This window comes from Paenibacillus sp. 01T47, assembly GCF_056398245.1.
The window spans coordinates 33,868-56,931 of record NZ_JBFTPA010000018.1; the positions used below are offsets into that span (position 1 = coordinate 33,868).

The 23,064-nt window shown below is 44.9% G+C and carries 24 protein-coding genes and 1 other RNA gene; 16 read left to right on the forward strand and 9 right to left on the reverse strand.

Annotated features, from left to right (window positions below):
- Positions 1-29: 29 nt before the first annotated feature.
- The gene (pfkA, locus tag AC1DOV_RS26800; RefSeq protein WP_076266824.1) at positions 30-998 is read left to right on the forward strand and encodes a 6-phosphofructokinase; all 969 of its coding nucleotides are present in this window, start codon (positions 30-32) and stop codon (positions 996-998) included.
- 74 nt (positions 999-1,072) lie between these two features.
- Here the strand turns inward: pfkA and AC1DOV_RS26805 are convergent, their stop codons facing one another.
- The 3 genes from AC1DOV_RS26805 to AC1DOV_RS26815 all read right to left on the reverse strand — a co-directional run bounded on the left by AC1DOV_RS26805 (position 1,073) and on the right by AC1DOV_RS26815 (position 3,630).
- Complete coding sequence (locus tag AC1DOV_RS26805; RefSeq protein ID WP_441881023.1) at positions 1,073-2,269, reverse strand: putative glycoside hydrolase; 1,197 nt, start codon at positions 2,267-2,269, stop codon at positions 1,073-1,075.
- Positions 2,270-2,496: 227 nt separating this feature from the next.
- Positions 2,497-2,685 carry a hypothetical protein gene (locus AC1DOV_RS26810; protein ID WP_076267060.1) on the reverse strand — a complete coding sequence of 63 codons (189 nt, stop codon included), beginning with the start codon at positions 2,683-2,685 and terminating at the stop codon, positions 2,497-2,499.
- A gap of 144 nt (positions 2,686-2,829) precedes the next feature.
- On the reverse strand, positions 2,830-3,630 hold the full coding sequence (locus AC1DOV_RS26815; protein ID WP_339209686.1) for a YitT family protein: 801 nt from the start codon (positions 3,628-3,630) through the stop codon (positions 2,830-2,832).
- A gap of 194 nt (positions 3,631-3,824) precedes the next feature.
- On the opposite strand from AC1DOV_RS26815, the gene cshA reads away from it, so the two are divergent.
- From cshA to AC1DOV_RS26835, 4 genes are all read left to right on the forward strand, one after another.
- A complete protein-coding gene (cshA, locus tag AC1DOV_RS26820; RefSeq protein WP_477551466.1) occupies positions 3,825-5,450 on the forward strand; it encodes a degradosome RNA helicase CshA in 1,626 nt (541 codons plus the stop codon).
- Positions 5,451-5,631: 181 nt separating this feature from the next.
- Entirely contained in the window at positions 5,632-6,408 is a 777-nt protein-coding gene (locus AC1DOV_RS26825) for a YesL family protein (RefSeq protein ID WP_076266827.1), read from the forward strand.
- Positions 6,409-6,456: 48 nt separating this feature from the next.
- Positions 6,457-6,639: non-coding RNA, 6S RNA (ssrS, locus tag AC1DOV_RS26830), on the forward strand.
- Positions 6,640-6,752: 113 nt separating this feature from the next.
- Positions 6,753-7,142: a DUF1499 domain-containing protein gene (locus tag AC1DOV_RS26835; protein ID WP_083681704.1), complete on the forward strand. Its 390-nt coding sequence runs from the start codon at positions 6,753-6,755 to the stop codon at positions 7,140-7,142.
- A gap of 77 nt (positions 7,143-7,219) precedes the next feature.
- Here AC1DOV_RS26835 and tpx read toward each other — a convergent pair whose 3' ends face one another.
- Positions 7,220-7,738, reverse strand: coding sequence for a thiol peroxidase (gene tpx / locus AC1DOV_RS26840; RefSeq protein WP_076266829.1), 519 nt, complete (start codon positions 7,736-7,738; stop codon positions 7,220-7,222).
- A 102-nt stretch (positions 7,739-7,840) separates the two neighbouring features.
- Here tpx and AC1DOV_RS26845 point away from each other — a divergent pair, with 102 nt between their 5' ends.
- Both AC1DOV_RS26845 and gltC read left to right on the forward strand, forming a co-directional pair.
- Entirely contained in the window at positions 7,841-8,488 is a 648-nt protein-coding gene (locus AC1DOV_RS26845; RefSeq protein WP_477512223.1) for a rhomboid family intramembrane serine protease, read from the forward strand.
- A gap of 34 nt (positions 8,489-8,522) precedes the next feature.
- Complete coding sequence (gene gltC / locus AC1DOV_RS26850; RefSeq protein ID WP_076266831.1) at positions 8,523-9,419, forward strand: glutamate biosynthesis transcriptional regulator GltC; 897 nt, start codon at positions 8,523-8,525, stop codon at positions 9,417-9,419.
- 94 nt (positions 9,420-9,513) lie between these two features.
- Here gltC and AC1DOV_RS26855 read toward each other — a convergent pair whose 3' ends face one another.
- Together AC1DOV_RS26855 and AC1DOV_RS26860 are read right to left on the reverse strand one after the other, a co-directional pair.
- Positions 9,514-10,194 (reverse strand): zinc metallopeptidase, encoded by a 681-nt coding sequence (locus tag AC1DOV_RS26855; RefSeq protein ID WP_076266832.1) that lies wholly within the window; start codon positions 10,192-10,194, stop codon positions 9,514-9,516.
- A 35-nt stretch (positions 10,195-10,229) separates the two neighbouring features.
- Entirely contained in the window at positions 10,230-10,655 is a 426-nt protein-coding gene (locus AC1DOV_RS26860) for a MerR family transcriptional regulator (protein WP_372238962.1), read from the reverse strand.
- Positions 10,656-11,262: 607 nt separating this feature from the next.
- Between AC1DOV_RS26860 and AC1DOV_RS26865 the strand changes: the two genes are divergently transcribed.
- The 3 genes from AC1DOV_RS26865 to AC1DOV_RS26875 are packed head-to-tail and all read left to right on the forward strand — an operon-like array spanning position 11,263 to position 14,484.
- Positions 11,263-12,627: an ammonium transporter gene (locus AC1DOV_RS26865; protein ID WP_477551467.1), complete on the forward strand. Its 1,365-nt coding sequence runs from the start codon at positions 11,263-11,265 to the stop codon at positions 12,625-12,627.
- 42 nt (positions 12,628-12,669) lie between these two features.
- Positions 12,670-13,737, forward strand: a complete 1,068-nt coding sequence (locus AC1DOV_RS26870; RefSeq protein WP_477551468.1) for a DUF294 nucleotidyltransferase-like domain-containing protein — start codon at positions 12,670-12,672, stop codon at positions 13,735-13,737.
- A 12-nt stretch (positions 13,738-13,749) separates the two neighbouring features.
- A complete protein-coding gene (locus AC1DOV_RS26875) occupies positions 13,750-14,484 on the forward strand; it encodes a 3'-5' exonuclease (protein WP_076266836.1) in 735 nt (244 codons plus the stop codon).
- Here AC1DOV_RS26875 and AC1DOV_RS26880 read toward each other — a convergent pair.
- A complete protein-coding gene (locus tag AC1DOV_RS26880; protein WP_477551469.1) occupies positions 14,470-14,925 on the reverse strand; it encodes a M67 family metallopeptidase in 456 nt (151 codons plus the stop codon). The genes AC1DOV_RS26875 and AC1DOV_RS26880 overlap by 15 nt on opposite strands.
- 255 nt (positions 14,926-15,180) lie before the next feature.
- Here AC1DOV_RS26880 and AC1DOV_RS26885 point away from each other — a divergent pair, with 255 nt between their 5' ends.
- The gene (locus AC1DOV_RS26885; RefSeq protein WP_477551470.1) at positions 15,181-15,720 is read left to right on the forward strand and encodes a TlpA family protein disulfide reductase; all 540 of its coding nucleotides are present in this window, start codon (positions 15,181-15,183) and stop codon (positions 15,718-15,720) included.
- A gap of 64 nt (positions 15,721-15,784) precedes the next feature.
- Here the strand turns inward: AC1DOV_RS26885 and cimA are convergent, their stop codons facing one another.
- Positions 15,785-17,401 (reverse strand): citramalate synthase, encoded by a 1,617-nt coding sequence (gene cimA, locus AC1DOV_RS26890; protein WP_477551471.1) that lies wholly within the window; start codon positions 17,399-17,401, stop codon positions 15,785-15,787.
- A gap of 202 nt (positions 17,402-17,603) precedes the next feature.
- On the opposite strand from cimA, the gene AC1DOV_RS26895 reads away from it, so the two are divergent.
- The 3 genes from AC1DOV_RS26895 to AC1DOV_RS26905 all read left to right on the forward strand — a co-directional run bounded on the left by AC1DOV_RS26895 (position 17,604) and on the right by AC1DOV_RS26905 (position 20,737).
- Positions 17,604-18,890: a DNA polymerase IV gene (locus AC1DOV_RS26895; RefSeq protein ID WP_339203523.1), complete on the forward strand. Its 1,287-nt coding sequence runs from the start codon at positions 17,604-17,606 to the stop codon at positions 18,888-18,890.
- 56 nt (positions 18,891-18,946) lie between these two features.
- Positions 18,947-19,183 carry a ferredoxin gene (locus AC1DOV_RS26900; RefSeq protein ID WP_053376893.1) on the forward strand — a complete coding sequence of 79 codons (237 nt, stop codon included), beginning with the start codon at positions 18,947-18,949 and terminating at the stop codon, positions 19,181-19,183.
- Between the two features lie 159 nt (positions 19,184-19,342).
- Entirely contained in the window at positions 19,343-20,737 is a 1,395-nt protein-coding gene (locus AC1DOV_RS26905) for a L,D-transpeptidase (RefSeq protein ID WP_477551472.1), read from the forward strand.
- A gap of 5 nt (positions 20,738-20,742) precedes the next feature.
- Here the strand turns inward: AC1DOV_RS26905 and AC1DOV_RS26910 are convergent, their stop codons facing one another.
- The gene (locus tag AC1DOV_RS26910; RefSeq protein ID WP_179089760.1) at positions 20,743-20,883 is read right to left on the reverse strand and encodes a hypothetical protein; all 141 of its coding nucleotides are present in this window, start codon (positions 20,881-20,883) and stop codon (positions 20,743-20,745) included.
- A gap of 174 nt (positions 20,884-21,057) precedes the next feature.
- Here AC1DOV_RS26910 and AC1DOV_RS26915 point away from each other — a divergent pair, with 174 nt between their 5' ends.
- Both AC1DOV_RS26915 and yjbM read left to right on the forward strand, forming a co-directional pair.
- Positions 21,058-22,155, forward strand: coding sequence for a quinone-dependent dihydroorotate dehydrogenase (locus AC1DOV_RS26915; RefSeq protein ID WP_477551473.1), 1,098 nt, complete (start codon positions 21,058-21,060; stop codon positions 22,153-22,155).
- A gap of 17 nt (positions 22,156-22,172) precedes the next feature.
- Positions 22,173-22,976, forward strand: coding sequence for a GTP diphosphokinase (yjbM, locus tag AC1DOV_RS26920; protein WP_076266843.1), 804 nt, complete (start codon positions 22,173-22,175; stop codon positions 22,974-22,976).
- Positions 22,977-23,064: the final 88 nt, after the last annotated feature.

Below are 23,064 nucleotides of genomic sequence, written 5' to 3' on the forward strand. Positions count from 1 at the left end.
CTATAAATAAAAAATGTGGAGGAATGACCATGTCTGCAGTCAAATCAATCGCAGTATTGACAAGCGGAGGAGATTCGCAAGGAATGAACGCAGCCGTTCGTGCTGTTGTAAGGAGTGCACTATATCACGGTTTAGATGTATATGGTGTTCAAAGGGGTTACCAAGGGCTTATCAATGACGACCTTAGACAAATGGATTTGAGAAGCGTTGGCGATATTATTCAACGCGGCGGTACAATTTTGCAAACAGCTAGATGCAAGGAGTTTATGACACCTGAAGGCCAACAGCGCGGTGCCGAAGTGCTTCGTGCTAGAGGTATCGACGGTTTGGTCGTTATTGGCGGCGACGGCTCGTATCATGGCGCTAATAAGCTAAGCAAGCTGGGCATTAAAACGATGGGACTTCCAGGAACGATTGATAACGATATTCCGTTTACGGATATTACAATCGGCTTTGATACCGCGGTTAGCATCGTAGTAGATGCGATTAACAAAATTCGCGACACGATGTCATCGCATGAGCGTTCATCCGTCGTTGAAGTTATGGGACGTCATTGCGGCGATATCGCTTTGCATGCTGGTCTAGCAAGCGGTGCGGAGACGATTCTTGTACCAGAGGTTCCTTTTGAACTGACTGAGGTTGCAGAGCGTATGAAGACGAATTTTGCCAAAGGCAAGCGTCATTCAATTATTGTTGTAGCAGAAGGTGCGGGCAAAGGTGAAGAGGTAGCAAGACAGATTACAGCTAATAGCGGAATTGAGCCGCGTGTAACTGTACTTGGACATATTCAACGCGGCGGTACGCCGACGGCAATCGATCGTATTCTAGCAAGCCGTCTTGGTGACTTTGCCGTTAGACAGCTAATGGCTGGCGATTCAGGCAAAGGCTGCGGCGTTGTTAAAGGCGAGCTCGTAACGACTGATATTGATCTTGTTGTCAATACGAAGAAACCATTTGACACTGATATGTACGAGCTGGCACTTCGTTTATCCCAATAAAAATAAATATAAAAAAAGTCCACCGCCGCTTTGTTAGCGAAGGTGGACTTTTTTGTGTCTAAATAGGATTTAAGCTAATCATATTCCACGTTAGGAGTGTATTTATTTCCGGCATTCCATAGGAGAAACTCCTTGATTCCTGTTTCTTTCAAAGCTCTAATCTGAGCTTCGACTTCCGTTTTGCCATATTTCACAAAATGACCAGCGCCTAACCAGCTTGCAGTGAAATCTTGAATCCACGGCCGAATAATCGGTTTAACCTCCGTACCCGGATCAAGCTTCTTATGCGTATCAAGCATGGCGCCTTTTATAGTCTCATATGGGCTTTTGTCAGGATCCTTTTGTTTAAACCATCCCGTACTATAGTGACTAGGATAAACCATAGGCGAAATGACATGCACATCATTTGAAATTTTCACAAAATCTTGGCCAATGCCTTCGGCTGTCGGTACGGATGCCGCATAACCAAATATATCTACCGAAACCCTAACACCGAGCGGCTGAAGCTGTTCTCTAGCATATTTGACAAATCCAGCGACTGTGTCCACGCGGCTCTGATCAGCCTTGCTGAAGGTCAGTGTATCTGATTTGTTATCAAAGCCCTCTGGGAACCGAACATAGTCGAATTGGATTTCCTTAAAGCCAAGCTTTGCTGCTTCCTTGGCGACAGCAATATTATAATCCCATACTTCTTTGCGATAAGGATTTACGAAGCTCTCACCGCGATTATTTTTCCATATCGTTCCGTCTTGCTGGAGGAAAGACAGCTCAGGCTGCTTTCGGGCAAGTACCGTATCCTTAAAAACTACAATTCTGGCTATCGGATAAATATTATGTTTTTTTAAAGTAAGCATAAGTTCATTAATATCTCGGATATATTTCTTCGAAGCGCCAACCTCTAGCAGTTCGGGTGTTGTAGTAGGATATGTAATGTAGCCGTTGTCATCTTTAATGTCGATCACCATACTATTGAGGTCCGTGTCGTCAAGCAGCTTTAAAAGCGATTCCATGCGCGCACCGCCTGCGCTGTGAGCAGTTACATAGATTCCTTTGATCGGCGGTGTTTCAGGCTGCGGGTCTTTTATGATGAGTCCAGCGTGATTTTTTCCTGAGATTTCGCCTCCATTTGCAGCTGCATCCGGATCAATGATGGTTTGGCCAGCTGCGGAATTTAAGTATGCAATTGCTAGCTGCTTCACTGCGGTGTTATGCTCTCCGCTTCCAGTGAGCAAGCTGTACAGCAGCAGCAATGTTGAAATGATGTTGTCCATTTTGCTCTCTCCCCGTTAGCTATTCTGTTCAAATTATAAAGCAGATGGCATGTCTGGGTCATTAACTTTTTTACAATTGTCATAAAACTCATATTGAAAATTTGCTAAAAAGCTGAAATAAAGACTTACGAATAGGGGATTATCGCCGCGTTTTCCTGCAAAACAAACAAAAGCCAGCCGAGTGTGACTCGACTGGCGCATAAATAATCCGTGTGTGTCCCGCATTGTCATTGTAACAAAGCTTCTCTCTGCTGATTGCAAATACTGTGCTGCACAATTTCCATTGCGTCAGCAGGCTCTAATACTGCAAGACCGTCACGCAGCACAATGCTGATGTCCAATTCGCGTTTCGTAAGAAAAGGACTGAGCTCTGGGGCTAGCTTCTCTACAATTTGAGACAATTTGACCGTTTCCATATCCACCTGAGCCTCACCCTTTCATATCTAATGTTTAGGGGAAATCATATGGCAAGAAACCAAACTACGGGATACAAACATTATATCAGGATCATTTTCAAAAACATAGGGATACGGTGTAAAATCCATACCTGCGTATATGATTTAGTCTTTTGGCTTGTAAAAATCGCCGATGACACCAACCGTTTCTACGATGTTAATGAATGCACGCGGGTCGATGGTGGTAATCGTTTTGCAAAGCTCTGCTATTTCATATTTCGTTCTTACAGTCATCAGCATATCGCGATCACCCGAAGAATATGCACCGCGTGTTTTTATTATTGTAATTCCGCGCGGGTGCAAGAGCAGCTTTGCGAGCAGCTCTTCGGTTTTGGTCGTGATGATGAAGGCCGTAAGTTTAATATGCCTCACGTGGATGAGATCTACTACTTTTCCAGCGGAAAAAATAGCGACGAGCGAGTATAAGGCTAAATTCCAGTCCTTCGTAAACAAAATCAACACCGCAATGACTACGCCATTCAATAAAAAAATAATCATGCCTATTGGCCAATCGTGTTTTCGCGTTGCAATCGAGGCGATAATATCGAAACCGCCTGATGAGCCGCCGTACCGAAGGGTTAAACCACTGCCAAACCCGACTATAATCCCGCCGAATACAGCGCCAAGCATAAGGTCATCCGCAATTTTCATGACGGGTATGATCTGTAAGAACACCGTAGAGGCGACAACGGTGTAGACGCTCCATATAATAAAGCGATGACCTACGATAAACCATCCCCATAATAGCACCGGCACATTGAGGATAAAATAAAGCAAGGCGATGTTTCCGCCCGTAATATAGCCGACCATCATGGAAATACCAGATATTCCACCGCTAAGCAGCTGGTGCGGAATTAGAAAAAAATTGAAGCCCAGTGCGATAAGGAAGGCGCCTATTGTCATCATAGGGATTGTAAAAAGGTAACGCAGGGAATGCGGATTCAATAAAATCGCTCCAATGCAACCGACTTGTTTAATTCCTTTATTTTGGCATGCTTAGTATGTCTTAAATTGGTTTGCTGGTATTCACGATTGATTGTGTGCTATAATGATTTGGATATTCTTAAGTAGGCTGCAGATAAAAGGAGTTTGAGAAAAGTTTGAAAACATTTGCTGAATTTGGCTTGGAACCAAAAGTGTTACAAGCAATTACCGAACTTGGATTCGAGGAATCTACCCCGATTCAAGACAAAGCTATCCCTATTGCTATGGCGGGACAAGATTTAATTGGCCAAGCACAAACGGGTACAGGAAAGACAGCGGCATTCGGAATTCCGCTCATTAACAAAATTCCGACAAGCGAGGAACGCATTGTCGCATTAATAATGACGCCAACCCGTGAACTCGCTATTCAAGTGGCTGACGAGATCGGGAAGCTAACAAGGTACAAAGGTCTTCGCTCGTTGCCGATTTATGGCGGACAGGAAATTGGTCGTCAAATCCGTGCATTGAAGAAGAAGCCTCAAATTATTATTGGTACACCAGGACGTTTGCTTGATCACATCAACCGCAAAACAATCCGTCTTGAAGATGTACAAACCGTTATTTTGGATGAAGCAGATGAAATGCTTGATATGGGCTTCATGGAGGATATTCAATCTATCCTTAAGCAAGTGCCAGACGAGCGTCACACCATGCTGTTCTCTGCAACAATGCCAGCAAACATTCAGAAGCTTGCACAGCAATTTCTGAAAAACCCTGAGCATGTTTCAGTTATTCCAAAACAAATCACAGCTCCACTTATTGAGCAATCTTATATTGAAGTGCATGAGCGCCAGAAGTTCGAAGCGCTTAGCCGCTTGCTTGATATGGAATCCCCTGAGCTAGCTATCATTTTCGGTCGTACAAAACGTCGGGTTGATGAGCTTAGCGAAGCGCTTCAAAAACGTGGATATACTGCAGACGGTTTGCACGGCGACTTGTCGCAGAACCAACGCGACAGCGTAATGCGTAAATTCCGTGATGGCAGCATCGATGTATTGGTAGCGACTGACGTTGCTGCTCGTGGCCTTGATGTATCCGGCGTAACGCATGTTATCAACTTTGACCTTCCGCAAGATCCTGAGAGCTATGTTCACCGTATCGGTCGTACAGGCCGCGCAGGTAAAGAAGGTACAGCTTGGTCATTCGTTACACCTCGTGAAACGGACCACTTGCATTTCATCGAGAAAGTAACGCGTCAGAAGATGAACCGCAAGCCGCTTCCAAGCATCGCAGAAGCGATTGAAGGCAAACAACGCGTAACAGCTGAACGTCTTCTAGAAGTCGTTCAAAACGAAGAGTTCTCTGAGTACAAAGCGATTTCGATTCAATTGCTTGAGCAATATGATTCCGTTCACTTGCTCTCAGCAGCAATTAAATTGCTGACTGGCGAGAAGAAAAACGTAGAAATCGAATTGACACCGGAAGATCCGCTTCGCGCGAAAAAACGCAAGCCGGACATTCGTTCAAACGGTCGTCCATTCAACCGCAGCGGTTCGTCCTCTTCATACGGCGGCAATCGCAGCAGCAGCACTGGCGGCAGCGGTGGCGGCGGTGGCGGCGGATATCGCGGTCGCGATGACAGACGCAGCAGCGGCAGCAGTACTGGCGGCAGCTCACGCGGTGGCTATGAGTCCCGTGGCGGCAGCAGCAGTGGCGGCGGCTACGCTGGTAAAAGAAGCAGCGAAGGACGTCCAGAAAACCGTCGTCCAAAAAGCTCTTCCGACGGTTATGTAAATAACTAATAATCGTTTCCCTTGTGTAACCAAAAAAATCGAGGAAGTCCGTGATCCCTAACGGGCATCTGGACGACCTCGATTTTTTTATTATTATTCTATTGGTTGTCTTATTACAAAACAGATATACGAATTCCGCTATACTTTGTAGTCTAGTGGGAGTAATCTTACTTTTCTGGAGGCAGATCCGATGGAACCAAAGGGGCTAATGGGTGGGTTTTACCGAATTTCGGAATGGATCATGAGATTGGCAGTTATTAATGTTTTGTGGTTGATCTGTTCGATTCCATTCGCTTTTTTTGCATGGGGATTGGTTTTGTCACAGGATGTCAATCAAATCTATTCCGCTCTTATTGCGATGGCAGTCGTCGCGCCGTTCTCCTTATTTCCAGCAACAGCAGCTATGTTTGCGGTTGCGCGCAAATGGGTAATGGGAGAGAGTGACGTTGCGCTGTTCAAAACGTTCTTCCGCGGCTACAAGGAAAATTATAAGCAAAGTATGCTAGGCGGTATTATTTATACGATACTGCTTGCGATTATGGTTGTTGACTTTATCGTATATCGTGAACAATTGAATTTGCTTTCATACATTTTCATTGCATTTTTGCTGCTGTTAATCGTATCACTATTTAATTTTTTCTCTATGCTTGTCCACTATCATATGAAAACGTTTCAATTACTGAAAAACGCTGTTCTTATTACGATCGGCAAACCTTTCCGTTCGCTTTCTACAGCGATTATGAGCGGTGCGGTTATGTATTTCAGTACTAGATTCACTTTTCTTATTCCTTTCTTTATGGGCAGCATCATCGCTTACCTGGCGTTCTGGAACTTCAACTTGATTTACCAGAAGCTGCAGGACCAAGCGGAGAAAGCGCGTTTGGCAGAGGAAGAAGAAGCAGAGAAGGCAGCTGAGCTAGACCGTATCGATTTGGTTAAGGAAGATTCGAGCGGCTCCAGTAAATAACAGCCCATCAAAGTTTACTTTTTCTTTTGTTCAGTCTATAATAAGCAATACCTCCTGCGATGCTCGTTACGGCTTTACGCTGTTTTGAACCAATGGCTGTTTCACGGGAGACCAACATCGAGACGCAGCTGACATGCCCCCGAAAGGGGATCTCAAAAGCGGTTCTGCGGTCACCCACCTGCGTAAGCGGGTTCAGAAACATGTGAGTCGGACGGCATAGGCGGGTTCTCATTTTCAAATAAAGAGCATTCGCTGGTTAAATCCGGTGATAGCTCTTTTTTCATGGGACAAATCATGGTATCATATAGAGTAATGTACATAGATGCTGGAGGGGGAGATCGTTGTTGTTGAAGCGGACCTTGATCGGGCTGCTGCGCAGTCATGAACAGACGGGCGACAGGGCTAAGGATCCAATGCTCAAATCTCATTTCTACAAGCTGTCGAAAGATAAGGCTTGGGAAGAAGTGATATCGACTCTTAAGAAAATGCAAGGATATAAGGTGCTTCATGAGGTGCAATCCGTAGGGGAGATTGTGCTGGAGAAGCGCACAGCATTTGGAAGAACGATGGACATTACCGTTTCCGTTATTAGCGTAAATCCGCTCCAATCAGCTGTCGATATTTATTCAGCATCCCGAGGCTCATTAGGGGATCTTGGTTCTAATTACAGAGTCATTATGGATTTATATCGTACACTTGATAAGAAGCTAGCTGCATTTAAAGTAAATAATTAATTCATAAACAAAGCGAGGAAGGGAAGCCTTCACTCGCTTTGTTTGCAATAGTGCAGAAAAACTTCTTTGTTTTGAATTTACACGAGTGCTTTTACAGCGTTGATTGCTTGCTCGTAATTCGGGTGCTCTGTCATTTCAGGCAAATATTCAACATATTGGATCGTATCATTAGCATCGATAACGAAGATCGAACGTTGATCCAAACCAAGTTCTTTAATATATACGCCATATGATTCACCAAAGCTATGCGCTTTGTAGTCAGACAGCAGCACAACTTTGTCGATACCTGCAGCACCGCACCAGCGTGCTTGTGCGAACGGTAGATCAACACTGACAGTTAGGACAACAACATTGTCGCCTAGTTCACCAGCAGCTTCGTTAAAGCGACGAGTTTGTGCATCGCAAACGCCAGTGTCGATTGAAGGCACAACGCTGATTAGTTTAATTTTACCGGAGTAGTCCTTGAGGGAAACATTTTCAACAAGTGATTTGTTAAGATTGAAATCTGGGGCTTTGTCCCCTGCTTTAAGTTCTGGTCCTACTAATGTGATCGGGTTGCCTTTGAATGTGGCAGCTCCATTACGTTCTTGTGTCATTTGTAAATTTCCTCCTCTAAAAGATATGGTCAATACCAGATTTATTATAATCGTTATGAAACAACCTTGTCCAATTGTTGGATTGAGAAAGGGGATGTTCTTGTGATCTTCTTGCGATATGAGAGCTTTCGCTCTTACTTAAAGATGTATCCCGTAACATCAATATTAATTTTATTGAATATTATTTATTTTATTGTCGTATTATGGAATGGCGATCCTAATGATCAATTGCATGCATACAATTATGGTGCGTTTTATACTGACCCTGTGAATGATCCATTTGGATTAGAACAGCCATGGCGTTATATAACAAGCATGTTCATGCATGCGGGATTTGAGCATTTGCTCTACAATATGTTTGCTTTGCTCGTGTTTGCACCGCCGCTAGAGTATCTGCTTAAACAAACGAGATATATTATATTTTATTTGCTTTGTGGGATTGCGGGAAATGCGATGAGCGCTTTCGTAAATGTGCTGCAAGACGATCTTTATGGTCATGTGGGTGTAGGAGCCTCTGGGGCTATTTACGGCGTGTATGGCGCCTTTCTGTTCATATCGTTGTTCCGCAAGGCTCAGCTTGATGAGAGCTCTCGTAAAACGGTGTACACGATATTAATATTTGGGGTTATTTATTCGATTGTAGTTGCCAAAGTGGATTTATGGGCACATGTTGGCGGCGCTCTTGCAGGCTTCTTGCTCTACCATTTCTTTGACCGAATAAAGACTCAAAAGAAACAGCGATACTCATAAAAACTATGTAAGTACGGGAGAGAATTGAACCGGTATGGAACTTCGTCAGCTTCATTATTTTGTAAAAGTAGCGAAAAAAGAGCATGTAACGCAAGCGGCGGAAGAGCTGCATGTGGCGCAATCTGCAGTAAGCCGGCAGATTCATCAGCTTGAAGAAGAGCTTGGCGTAAAACTGTTCGTTCAAAAAGGTAGAAATTTGCAGCTCACACCAGTCGGTCAGCTTTTTCTAAAGCGGGCTGAAGTGATATTGGCTGATCTGGAACGTGCTGTCATTGAAATACATGAATTTCTTGACCCCGAGAAGGGTGAAATTAGACTGGGCTTCCCGCATAGCCTTGGGATCTCATTAATTCCACAGGTTGTGGCAGCTTTCCGCAAGCTCCATCCGAATGTGAAATTTAAATTTAAGCAGGGGATGTATCCATCGCTTATTCGTGACATGGTGAAAGGCGAGATTGACTTGGCGTTTATATCTCCTTTCCCTGATGAACATGAATTCGTTTGCGGCGAAGTATTGCTGACAGAGGAGCTATATGCGATATTGCCGCCGGGGCATCGTTTATCAGACAAAGCATCGATTGAACTGAAAGAGCTGGAGCATGAGACGTTCGTATTGTTCAGCGAAGGGTATTCGCTTAGGCCGATCGTTTGGGGAGCTTGCCAAGAGGCAGGTTTTACGCCGAAAATCGGTTTTGAAGGGGAAGAGACGGATACGATTCGTGGTTTGGTAGCCGCTGGGATGGGCGTAAGCCTTCTTCCAGAGATGGCGCTTCACTATACAGGGCCATTGCAGCCGACTAAAGTAAGGGTGATCGAACCTCAGGTGACTCGTACTATCGGACTTATTCAGCGTTCAAATGAGAAATTGCCTTTAGTTGCGAAAGTGTTTCACGGTTTTCTGCTTCGTTATTTCCAGAACACGATAAAATAGATAAAAGAACAAACAAAAGAGGAGCAGTTCCTGTCGGTCGATGAAGACCGAAGGGGAACTGCTCCTCTTTTGTTTAGCTATAAGGCACGGAAGCTTATTCCTGACGGCTGCCGCCTACGAAGATTAAGATATATCTGACAAGCTCCAGCAAGGACAAGAGAGCCGCTGCTACATACGTTAAAGCCGCTGCGTTAAGCACCTTTGCGACCCCGCGTTCCTCATCATTCGTTATGAACCCTTCAGCAACCATAATGTCTCTTGCTCGGTTGCTCGCATTAAATTCAACCGGAAGTGTAATGACCTGAAAGGCAACTGCTACTGAGAAAAATATGATGCCAAGCCCAATTAGGTTAAGTGCTGAGAATAGAATACCGGCAATAAATAAAAATGGTGCTACGCCGGATGCAAAATTCACGACTGGGAATATACGATGTCTGAGCACGAGCATTGGGTAATGCTCCGCATGCTGTATGGCATGGCCGACTTCGTGACAAGCGACTGAAATCGCTGAAATTGAATTTTCATAATACACAGGCTCCGACAAACGTACAACTCGGTGAATCGGATCGTAATGATCGGTCAGTGTACCGCGTACTGGTTCGATCGGTACATCATGAAGTCCGTTAGAGTCAAGCATTCTTCGTGCTGCCTGGTAACCGGTCAAACCACTGTTCGCTTGAACTTGCGTCCATTTTTTAAACGTTCCTTTGACTCGGAATTGAGCCCAAATTGTTAGTATAAATGCAAGTACGATTAAAACATAGATAAACGCCATTGAGTCATTCCTCCAATTTTTGATGAAATGTATAGCTACATGAGGGAGCTTTTGTTAATGAGAAGCATGAGTGCCTCTATGCAAGCTGCGGTTTGCGGCATAAGACGCGTGTAGAGGTGATTGGCTTGACGAGGCTTGAGCTTCTTAATAACAGGCTCTAACTCCTTCACTTCACGCTCGAGCTGGCTTAGATGGTACTGCAAGTCCGTAAGCTTACGTGAGACCTGCTCCTCAGGTGTAATCTTGCTCCAGCTTTCAATTGTGGCCTTAATCTCATCTAATGTATATTTATCTTTTTTCATCTGTTCAATACGTTCCAGACGCTGCAAAGTTTCATCAGAATAGAGGCGATAGTTTTTGGCGGAACGCTCTGCAGGCTCTATTAGACCGATTGAAGTGTAATAATCAATGGTTCGTGCACTGATTTGCGCAAGCTTGGATAGTTCTCCGATACGATACATTTTCAAATCCTCCATTCGTTCAAAATATAAGTAAACTAGATCCCGCTTGCGTACTAAGCTTATGTTTCATCTCATTCTGAGATGATGTGTCGACAAAGAACAGGTTTGTTGTTTTAGCTCGTCATGTCTAAAAGAACATCATTACCTATTGAGGTGAATTTCACAATCACCATCTTATGGGAAAACGTATAACTATTGTTCCTCTAATGATAATAGGAAAGTAACCATACAGTCAAACGTGTTACATGACTATACAATTTTAGTGTCAATTTTCAATTTCGACAGGGCGTTTTCATGTGTTTCTTCTATATAACGTAATTTAGGTGACATGAAACGGGTGTGAGTCATAGTGATTTGCGTTTTTAACTAGAAAAAGTAGGAACCAATACCTATATAGAGTGAAAATGCGAAGAATAAGGAGTTTCAGCTGACTATTTTGGCGTTGATTTGCCTCATTTCTTAACGTTCGTGTTAGATTGTATGCCGAACGTTTGATTTTTTTTATAAAAATAGTTAAAACGTATTGTCAAATTGAGCACTACTGACTATAATGACATTAAGTCTTTCTTAGCGTGTAAGGAAATATAACATTTAGGGAGTGGTCGTAATGATTAAGAAAACGATGTTAGCTTTAGGAATCTTCACCTTATTGTTCCCGGTAATGGCGTTTGCAGAGGATCCTTCCGCAGCAACGTTGAACATGGGTCTCAACTCTCTATGGGTTATGCTCTCATTCATTCTTGTTCTTCTCATGCAAGGCGGTTTTATTCTTCTTGAAACAGGCTCAACACGGATGAAAAATGCTGGTCACGTTGCTGGCAAAACGATTTTCACAACGGGTTTGGCAGCACTTATTTATTGGGCTTTCGGCTACGGCATCGCATTTGGCGGGGATAGCGGAATTAACGCATTGATCGGCTGGGGCAATTTCTTCTTCGATCCATCCCTAGCAGCTGGTGAAGGCGAGAACTATCCAAGTACTGTATTCTTCTTGTTCCAATTAGCATTTGCAGCGGTTTCGCTTTCCATAGCATGGGGCGGTTTTGCAGAAAGAGCTAAACTTTCAGCTTATATCGTATTTACTGTATTCTTCATTGCGATAATCTATCCTGTAGTAGCTCACTGGATCTGGGGCGGCGGTTGGCTCGCTGAAGATGGAGCGCAAGATTTTGCAGGCTCCACAGTTGTTCACTTAACGGGTGCGCTTGCAGCATTTGCAGCGACCGTATTACTTAAACCTCGTATTGGTAAATTTAACAAAGACGGCTCTGCGAATGAGATTTTGGGACATAACCAAGTATTCACAGCACTTTCTGTATTGCTTCTATGGGTGGGCTGGTTTGGGTTCAACGCAGGCAGCACGGTAGCGATTGGCGATGGATTTTTTGGATATGTAGCATTCAACACGATGCTTGGAGCAGGCGCAGGCGGCGTGGCAGCACTTCTTATCTCTTGGGCAGTAACAGGCAAAGCTGACATTACAGCTATGCTGAATGGTACGCTAGCAGGTCTAGTTGCAATTACAGCTTCTTGTGCTTACGTCGCTCCTTGGGCGGCAGTCGTAATCGGTTTAGTAGCTGGCGTGCTCGTGTTCTACAGTGTGAAATTTTTCGAGAAAGTTAAAGTTGATGATCCTATCTATGCTCTATCTGTACACGGCGCGGCTGGTGTGTGGGGTACGCTTGCCAACGGTATCTTTGCAACACAAGAACTTGCTGATAAAGTAGGCGTAGGTACAGGCGGATTGATCGATACAGGCAGCTGGAAGCAACTTTGGGTTCAATTCGAATCGGTAGTAGTCGTTGGCGCATTCGTACTCGCTGCATCATTCCTTATTCTAGGTATTATGAAGCTTGTGATGGGCTTCCGAGTAACAGAAGAGCAAGAAATTATCGGTCTTGACCTGAGTGAGCATGGAGCTTATGGTTATCCTGAGCAAATGAAAAAAGCTGGTCAAAACATTCAAGGCTAATAGAAGGAACGCGATGGACTGACCGAAAGGAGAGAGCGTCGCATGAGTGATCCGGTGCGATTGCAGCTGCTTAAGCAGATTGGTTCAGCTGATCATGTGGATAGGCTGCGAAACTTGCGGGATCAGGTTCACGAGCATATGGAGGCTCTTCTCCCAACGCGTCCAGTCGAACAATTTAATGAACAATTAAATGAGGTGCACGATGCGGTGATTCAGCGCTCGATTATCCTCGCAGAAGCGGAAATGGCACGGAGGGGGAATGGTTCTCCCCCCGTGCCTTACGCATATGTATTGTTCGGCAGCGGCGGTCGGCAAGAGCAAACTTTGTCAAGCGATCAAGACAGCGGAGTTGTCTATCAGGATCCAGTGGCTGATTCAACAGAAGTTAAGAACTATTTTTTGAATTTAAGTGCGCTCATTGTAAACAATCTCCAAAATGTAGGTTACCCGCCTTGTGAGGGCAATGTGCTAAGCAGCAACTCCGACTGGTGTTTGTCCATTTCGGAGTGGGGCGTTAAACTGGGTGCTTGGTTTGAAGAGCCTGCTTGGGAGGCAGTGCGCTATTTGCTTATTATTGCTGATGGTCGCTGTATTTACGGTGATTATAAGCTCGTTGAACAGCTTAAAGAATTGTTTTTTATTGATATGCTTAACCACCAGATCATCCTGCAGCGGATGCTGGATAATACGCTTCGGCATAAGGTGCTGTTAGGCTTTTTTGGCCAATTGCTAAAGGAGCAGTATGGCGAGGAAGCGGGCAGCTTGGATATTAAATATGGCGCCTATATTCCTATGGTTAATTCGATTCGGCTATTATCCATACAAGAAGGCATCCGTGAAACCTCTACGCTTGAAAGAATTAGAATGCTTGTAAAGGCAGGGAAGATGTCATCAGCTGACGGGGCTATTTATGATCAAGCTTTTCGGATTTTTCTCCGGCTCCGTCTAATGACGACTGAGAAAAACGCAGATGGCTTATATGCCAACAATGGAAAGCTGTCGAGCCATAAGCTTACGAAGGAAATGACGGATGAGCTTAAGAGCGGACTGCGTCTTGGCAAGAGGCTGCAACGAACGGTTTTTAAGCAAACAATGGGCAGGTTTACGTAAGGCGGTGGAGAAATGAAGGAACAAAAAGGCGTCGGTCGCATGTGGAACCTATACAAAATGGGAGGATTTACGCCTGCCATCGCTTCTATGCTAGGCTCGCAAAATGCGCAGCAAATGGCGTTTATTCGGAATGTCAACAAAGAGCAGCGCAAGCAGTCAATGTTCGATATGCCTCTTCGAGAGCTGGAGGTCATTGTTTTTGATCTAGAGACAACGGGCTTTTATCCGAATAACGGAGATGAAATTATTTCATTTGGCGCTGTATTGTTTCGAGATGGCGAACTTGTTGAAAGTGAAACCTTCTATAGTCTCGTGAATCCTAAACGAAGAATTCCGAAAGCGATAGTCGAACTAACCGGCATTACGAATGAAATGGTACAGGATGCTCCTGATTTGATGCAGGTGCTTCATGATTTTATGGAGTTTGTCGGCAGAAGGCTGCTTATCGCTCATGCTTCCGGCCACGATAAGCAATTTCTGAACGCGGCATTGTGGAGGACGTCAAAGATTAATTTGAACCACAGAGTGCTGGACATGATGATGGTGGCCAAATGGCTCGAGCCCAATCTGGAAGGATACAGTCTCGATGATTTGCTTGAGAGCTGCTGTATTCCAATTACAGAGCGGCATCATGCTTTGCAGGATTCAATCATGACAGCAAAGCTGTGGCGGAACTATTTGACGCGTATTTTGGAACGAAATATTACGACACTCGGCGATCTGTATGCCTACTTAAGCAAGCACTAGCTGCAGTGGAATAAATGAACCTTCCGAGCGGCGATAGGGCTTAACGTCAGGCGATTTCGTGTTTTCCAGTGAAACAATCCAATAGGAAAGCTCCGAAGCGGGCAGGAAACCGTCAGTGTCGCTAGAAGACGGAATAGCCTTTGTACGCGGATGCGAATGAAATAAGCCGACAAGCGTTTGTCGGTTTTTTTGCATGTCATAATAAGCAGCGGTCCACTCGGTCGGGTCAAACGAGAACGAATGCATGGGATCGTTATGATTATTAGTTATGGGGATAACGATATCTATTATGGCTTCATTTTGATCAGCGGCAATGGAATGTAAGGATTGGCTGCTTGCCATAATGCCGCATGCCTCTAAAGGTTGAGCATCCGCACATATTCGAATAAGCCGCTCGAATGCCGATTTGGTTATGCAGCCTCGCGTTTGGTTTGTTTCCAACACAATGCCTCCTTTTTTATAATGCGAATGAATTAAGTATAACGAAATAGGCTTAAGCCCGCTAACTTCAATAAGGCTGGGTATGAATAATACTTAACTTACCCATAATAGTCGTCAGAGAATATAGATAAGAACCATTTCTTTAAAAATGACGTTTTGATGGCTAATTTGTCCTGTGTATTGAGCTTCTATACGGTGCATGATACCATGAAGCGATATAGGCATTTGAAAATGTGAAAAAAAGGATGGAACCTCATGAAGCGTGTCGCAGCACTATTTACGATTGCGTTGCTGTTTGCAGGATTAGCTGTATTTCAATATAAAAATGATGACTCGGATTCAGCAGCGCTAGCAGCCACTTCAGTCGATTTTAAGCCGAAAGCAGGATTTCAAGCGACAACCTTTAAACTCCCTGATCTTGATGAGAAGTCCTATGAAATAGGGGGCAAACAGGATAAACTGACCTTCGTTAATTTCTGGGCATCTTGGTGTGGCCCTTGTGAGCTGGAAGCGCCGGATCTGCAGCGGCTGCATGAGCAATACGGGGAAAAAATTTCATTCGTTGGCGTTAATGCTACGAAATTTGATAAAGAACGGGCAGCTAGAGACTTTGTCAAAGAATACGAGTTCACGTTTCCAATCTTAATGGATCGGGTGGGCGATGTGACGAAGCAGTATAAGGTAGATACGTTTCCAACAACGTTCCTTATTGACAGTGAGGGTGTCATTAGAGAGCGGATCAATGGCGTCATTCCTTATGCGGAGTGGGAACGCATGATTGAGAAATGGATGTAGTCGGCAGCAACAACAAAAAAGAGTCGAGCAGGCGTGAACAGCCTGTTCGACTCTTTTTGTTGTTTTAATGATTGACGAGGCCCATGCGATCGTGAGGATCAACGAGCGTGCTGTCAACCTTTACCATGTTAAGCAGGGCATAACGAATGCTGTCTACGAGAGCTTCCCAGCTTGCTTCGATGACGTTGTTTGATACGCCAACTGTGCTCCACGTATTGTTTAGTCCTGTCGACTCGATAAGAACACGCACCTTAGCTGCTGTAGCGTCCTTCTCGTCGATTACACGGACTTTATAATCGGATAGATGGATATCAACGATTTCCGGATAAAACTGCACCAGCGCCTTGCGCAGGGCGTTATCGAGGGCGTTGACAGGTCCGTTGCCTTCAGCAGCCATATAAACTTGTTGGCCGCCAACGTTGATTTTTACAATCGCTTCTGAAATCATTTGGCCGTTTGTTTTTTCTACGAGCATTTTGAAGGATTCAACCTTGAACAATTCTTTTACTTCGCTGCCGAATGCTTCACGAAGCAGCAGCTCCATAGAAGCGTCGGCGCCTTCAAATTGATAGCCTTGATGCTCGAGCTCTTTAATTTGATCCATAATGAGCTTTGTTTTCTCATTATTTGCGTTGACATCAAGTCCAAGCTCTTTCGCCTTGGATATGATATTGCTTTGTCCTGCGAGCTCAGAGACTAGAATACGCTGCTTGTTGCCAACAAGCTCTGGTTGAATATGCTCATAGGTTTTGGAATCCTTCATAATGGCGGAGACATGAATGCCGCCTTTGTGAGCAAATGAGGCATTGCCGACATAAGCTTGACCAACAGGCATGTGGACATTCGCAATTTCACTGATATATCGAGCAGTACTCGTCAATGTGCGAAGCTTATCCTCTGGCAAAACGTCATAATTCATTTTGATTTGTAAGTTAGGGATGATGGAGCATAGGTTCGCGTTCCCGCAGCGCTCGCCGTAGCCGTTAATCGTGCCTTGTACTTGACGTGCTCCGGCTTCGATTGCTGCTAAAGAGTTTGCGACAGCCAGCTCACAGTCATTATGTGTATGAATGCCGATAGGAGCCGTTAGCTCCTGCTTCACGCGTGAAACGATTTCATGGATTTCACTAGGCAATGTGCCGCCGTTCGTATCGCATAGGACGAGCCAGTTGGCGCCAGCCTCCTGTGCTTTCTTCAAAACAGCAATGGCATACTCCGGATTGTTCTTGTAGCCATCGAAAAAATGCTCGGCATCGAACAAGGCTTCCATTTGATTCTGCTTTAGAAAAGCAATGGAATCAAAAATCATCGACATGTTTTCTTCTAAAGTCGTTTGCAGGGCGGTATGTACATGGAAATCCCATGACTTGCCTACAAGCGTAGCGGCCGGAACACCGGACTCCACGATGCGAACAAGGCTGGCATCCTGCTCTGCCAAACTGTTTTTGCGACGAGTGCTGCCGAAGGCAGTAATTTTGGCGCTTAAATTGAAAGCTTTGATCCGCTGAAAAAACTCAATATCCTTACTGTTGCTTCCAGGATTTCCGCCTTCAATATAATGAACGCCCAACGTGTCGAGCTTCTGGGCAATTTTTAATTTGTCATCTGCCGACAGGCTGATCCCTTCACCTTGAGTACCGTCACGCAGCGTCGTATCGAATATAGATATGTTTTTTGTCATTAACGGGACGCCTCCTTCACTGAATGCCTTTTCAAATCATAATTTAGTATTATAACACTTGTCGCCTTGAAAGTAGAGGGGGCAAAAGGAATTTTTGTCAGCTCACGCGTGCTTCGTTGACTTGACCCTATTGGAATTGTATGCTTGGGTGGATAAGCTTATGTAGGCTTATGGCTTAGGTTAGGCGGTGTGTTGCGCGATTATGACGAATACGAATGAGTTCTATCCGGCTAAGGGCCGAGTTATCATTCATTTAGATATGAATGCTTTTTATTGTTCCGTACATGAGGCTGAAGAGCCGGAGAAATATAAGGACAAACCAACTGCAGTGTCCGGCAGCGTTGAGCAGCGAAAGGGTATCCTCGTCACTTGTTCTTATGCAGCACGGAGCAGAGGGATAAAGACGGGAATGACAGTCAGACAGGCACTAACACTTTGTCCTGAGCTTATATTAATCAAACCGGACTTTTCATTATACCGCAAATATTCACATGGCTTTATGGCAATCGCTAGACAATATACGCCGCTCGTTGAGTCTGTATCGATTGACGAATGTTATATGGACATTACCGGTTCGAAAATGTTCGGCTCGCCGCTTGATATTGCGGCCTCGCTGCAGCAGCGGATCAAGTCTGAGTGGTCTCTTCCTTGTTCAATTGGTTTAGCTCCAAATAAGCTGCTTGCAAAGATGGCATCCGACATGAAAAAACCAAACGGGCTGACTGTGCTGCGGATTCGTGATGTGCAAAAGGTGCTTTGGGATAAGCCGTGCGATCATTTGTTTGGCATCGGCAAAAAAACGGCTGATAAGCTAAGCAAGCTGAATATTCGGACGATTGGCCAGTTGGCGGCATCGGATGAAACGATGCTGAATAAGCATTTTGGCGTAGTTGGCTCTTGGATGAAATCAGCTGCCCATGGACTTGATTATTCTGAAGTTAACCCAAATCGGGAACGGAACAAATCGATCGGTCATACGACCACTCTTCCGAACGATATTACTTCGCGGGACGACGTTTTCCGGGTGCTGCTTAATTTGGCGGATCAGACAGGTCGCAGGCTGCGAAGGCAGAAGATGGTCGCAACCACGGTTCAAATCACAATTCGCAAGCCGGATATGACGACGATTGCTCGCTCCCACACCCTTGCAGCACCTACGGAATCGAGTGAAGATTTCTATAGGGAGGCTTGCAAGCTATATGACCGGCATTGGAAGGAAGGCGAACCGATTCGGCTGCTTGGCATAACGCTCCAGAACCTCACTTTGCTTGCCGAAACTGCCTTGCAGCTTGATTTGTTCAGCTACGAGAAACAGCCGAGAAAAGAAGCGTTGACTAAAGCGATGGATCAGCTCCGCGACAAGTATGGAGAAGATGCTGTTTTAACGGCAGGAATGCTTGGTGATGATCCTTCAACCTTAATTAGGAATAAACGAATTCGCGGTACATCCTTGCAAAAGGACGATAGTTTGTTATATATTGATGAATGAAGCTTGACTGTACAGAGACGAGATTATTCCGTTTATTTATTTGGGAGGGGATTTCCATGGGTAAGTTTACTTGGGTTGAAAAAGATACGTGCATCGCTTGTGGAGCTTGCGGAGCGACTGCTCCTGACATTTATGATTATGATGACGAAGGTCTTGCAGAAGTTATTTATAAAGCTGACGGTAATACAGGCAACACTGAAATTCCTGAAGATTTGTTCGATGATTTGCAGGATGCAGCTGACGGCTGTCCGACAGATTCAATCAAAATTGCAGACGTTCCTTTTAATTACTAATTTTTGAGTGATGATAAAAAAGTTCCTCCTCGCTTGCCTATGCAGCGGTGAGGAGCTTTTTTTGTATATGCAGCAATAACAGAAATGAACTCGGGATTACAATCAAACTCCCTGCCTGCCGATATAGAGGATATATACCACATGTCGGGAGGATGGGGGATGGACTCTCCGGAAGATATTTTTTATTTGAAGCAATTTGTAAAGCAGCACCCTGATAACCAAATGGGTTGGTATTTGTTAGGCAAGCAATACAAGCTCGCTGGCAAGGAGGGCAAAGCGAATTATTGCTTCCTGCAAGCTGGTGAAGTATACGATGCCTTCGAGCATGAAAGTCATCCGTTATCGGAAAATCAATTGCAGCTGCTTAAAGATTGGGATTTGCAGCAAAAGAAAAAAAGACGAGCTCGCAAATTAGGAGCATTAGCTCTATTGTTCCTGCTCGTTGCAGTGTTTGCTCCAGCTAGCACTTCCGTATTCAAGGAAAGGCCAGAGCAGCCCGAGCCTATAGCCTTAGTTGAAGTGAACCCAATTGGCGTTGTGTTTATACCTCGTAAAGAACGAAATCCAGTCGGCAGCGCATGGAACAGCCTCATTGCAGCCGGCAAGCAAGCACCTCTTCATACCATTGCAGCTCGCCTTGAGGAAGATGAGGGCTGGCGGAAATGGACAGGGAACACTAGACTGCTCATGTCTATAGAAAAGGAAAACGGAAGCAGTAAGCTGGATGTAACGATGTATGACCGCCTTACCTGCGAGTGTGAGCCTTCTGAGGCGAGCTCGGCAGCAGCACAATATAAGGAATGGAGCGTGCAGCAAGAGACGCACTGGACGCTTGCAAGCGGCATCTATCAATATGAGAAAAAATATAAAAAGTGGCCGGAGCAGTTGGATGACCTTATTCAACCTTATCCGAACAATGTTCTTTCCGGGGAACGCAGCGGTATGCGCTCTATGTTTCCAGCTGTATTGCGAAAGCTGAAAGCCGCGCAAGTACAAAAAAACCGTTCAATCCAAGAGCAAGAACAAGCAGCAGGAAATCAGCAGCAAGAGGAAAGCGAAAAAAGAACGAGTCCGAACGTAGGCACAAATGGAATTTTGGATAAACAGTGGAGCCAGCCGCTAGAGATCGTGGTAGATAAAGCGAGTTATCGACTTGCTGTTATTCAAGGGGATATCATTGTGCGCAGCTATAAGGTGGGCCTCGGAGGCGATGCAACACCTGAGGGAAGCTTCTACATAAGTGAAAAGGTTAGAAATCCGAATGGGCGTGACGATGGAAACTTCGGAAGCCGAGGAATGACATTATCGAATACGCTGTACGCGATTCATGGAACGGATGAACCCGGCAGTATTGGCAAGGACGAATCACTTGGCTGTATCCGGATGGGCAAAGCTGATGTGGAGGAGTTGTTTGATATGGTGCCGCTAGGAACGGTTGTCAAAATAAAAAATGGGACGCTTCCGTCTAAGGTGCAGCAGCCAGCAGAACGTTTTCAGCTGGAGCCGCTCCAAAACGAAACCAATCCCTTGAAAATCTATAAATGGTTGACGTAGACCGCTTACGAAGTAAAAATAAGAAGCAGCGCGACAGCTACAACAACTACGCCGACGATTGAACCAATCCATACAAGCGCTTTTTTGTTTACTTCATCCTTTGGTTTCGCTTTTATTGTAGCCGGTCTTCTTTTTGGTGAACTCATCGTCAATCAACCTCTCTATTTCATAGTAATAAATAATATGATCTCATTGTAATCGTTTTCTAGACAAGCCGCAATACAATGGAAGCTTGCACCTTGCGTGCAGGCTCTTTTCTTTTTGCTGCAAAAAAGATAAACTGTCAGATAGAGCATACATCTAAGATCGGAGTGAGTAAGTTGATTTATTCTTCAATTTTAAAACCTATTTTTTTTCGAATGGATCCTGAGAGGGCCCATCATCTTGTGATTGACGGCTTAGCTGCCGGCGGTGTAGTTCCAGGGCTGAATGGTCTGATGAATGCGATGTATGGCGTAGCAAAGTCGCCTGAGCTTGCTACAGAACTATTCGGATTACAATTCCCGCACCCTGTCGGACTTGCTGCTGGACTTGATAAGAACGGCAAAGCCGCGGACGGTTTCTCAAGCATAGGTTTTGGTTTTGCTGAGGTAGGAACGGTAACGCCAAAAGGACAAGCAGGCAATGAGCAGCCGCGATTGTTCCGCCTCCCATCAGACAAAGCGCTTATTAATCGGATGGGCTTTAACAATGATGGCACAGCGGCAATGGCAGAGAAGCTGTCACGCCGCAAAATAAATAGAATCCCGATAGCGGTTAACATTGGCAAAAACAAGATAACGCCAAATGAACTTGCCCATGAGGACTATCAGACCTGCATACGCGAATTGTATACATACGGCGACTTTTTTGTCGTCAATATCAGCTCTCCGAACACCCCGGATTTGCGTGATTTGCAGCATGGTGAAGAACTGAGAAATTTACTTGCCGCTGTAAAAAAGGAAATAAACACGCAAGCGGCGAAAACAGGAGCAAAAGCAAAACCTGTTCTCGTCAAAATTGCGCCTGACATGACAGATGAACAGCTGGAGCTTACCGTTGCGACTATTATGGAAAGCGGAGTCTCAGGTATAATTGCAACAAACACAACATTATCGCGCCAAGGCCTTCAGCATTCGAATGCTGGCGAAGCGGGCGGGCTCAGCGGCAAGCCGCTGCGAGATCGTTCAACGGAGGTCATTCGGGCGGTATATCGCCAAACCGGGGGCAAGCTGCCCATTATTGGCTCGGGCGGCATTTTTACAGCACAAGACGCATACGATAAAATCCGCGCGGGAGCTTCACTTGTAGAAATCTACACGGCGCTTATTTACAAAGGGCCTGGAGTGCTGCGAGAGCTAACGAGTGGATTGAAGGAATGTTTACGCAAAGATGGCTACCGCAATATTGCCGAAGCAGTTGGTGCAGATCACGTTTAAGAACAGGAGGCGGCCGGATGGACGGTAGAGACTGGAATCTTTTTTTACAGCCTTATGAACAAGCGGTTGAAGAACTTAAAGTGAAATTTAAAACGATGCGGGTCGAACTGAAGATACGAGAAGCTTACGCGCCGATAGAATTCGTCACCGGCCGGGTTAAGCGGATTTCTAGTATTCTGGAAAAGGCCAAGCGTCTCAAAGTCCCCTCGGATCAATTGGATACGGGTATAGAGGACATTGCAGGTATTCGCATTATGTGCCAGTTTGTGGATGATATTCACCGCGTAGCTGGCTTGATTCGCACGCGTAAAGATCTTTCCCTTGTATATGAGAAGGATTATATTACGAATTTCAAAGACAGCGGCTACCGAAGCTACCATATGATTGTTGAATATCCGGTTCAAACAGCACTAGGATACAAAATCGTGTTGGCTGAAATTCAAATACGGACGTTAGCGATGAATTTTTGGGCGACAATCGAGCATTCATTAAACTACAAGTTTAAAGAAAGCTTGCCTGAGGATGTGCGTGAGCGGTTGAAGAAAGCGGCTGAAGCCGCATCACAGCTGGATACAGAAATGACCAGCATACGCAAAGAGATTTTGGATGCGCAGACCGAGTTCGAGGAGCAGTCCAATGTGGTCTCGAAGGTGCTTAAAGGCATTCAAGATTTGTATTTTTATAATCGGGTTCGTGAAGCTGCTCAATTTCAAATGAAATTTAACGAGAAATTTGAAAAAGAGGACTATCATGAGCTTAATCAGCTTTCGCTTGATATTCAAACAGCCATTGGGAAAGCTAAGAAAGCAAACCAAAGCTAGCATAAAAGCAGGCGTAAAACCAATGTGAATTGGATTTAGGATAGTTAGGCAAAATGAACATTGAAGACGACTTTCACTCCATTATAGA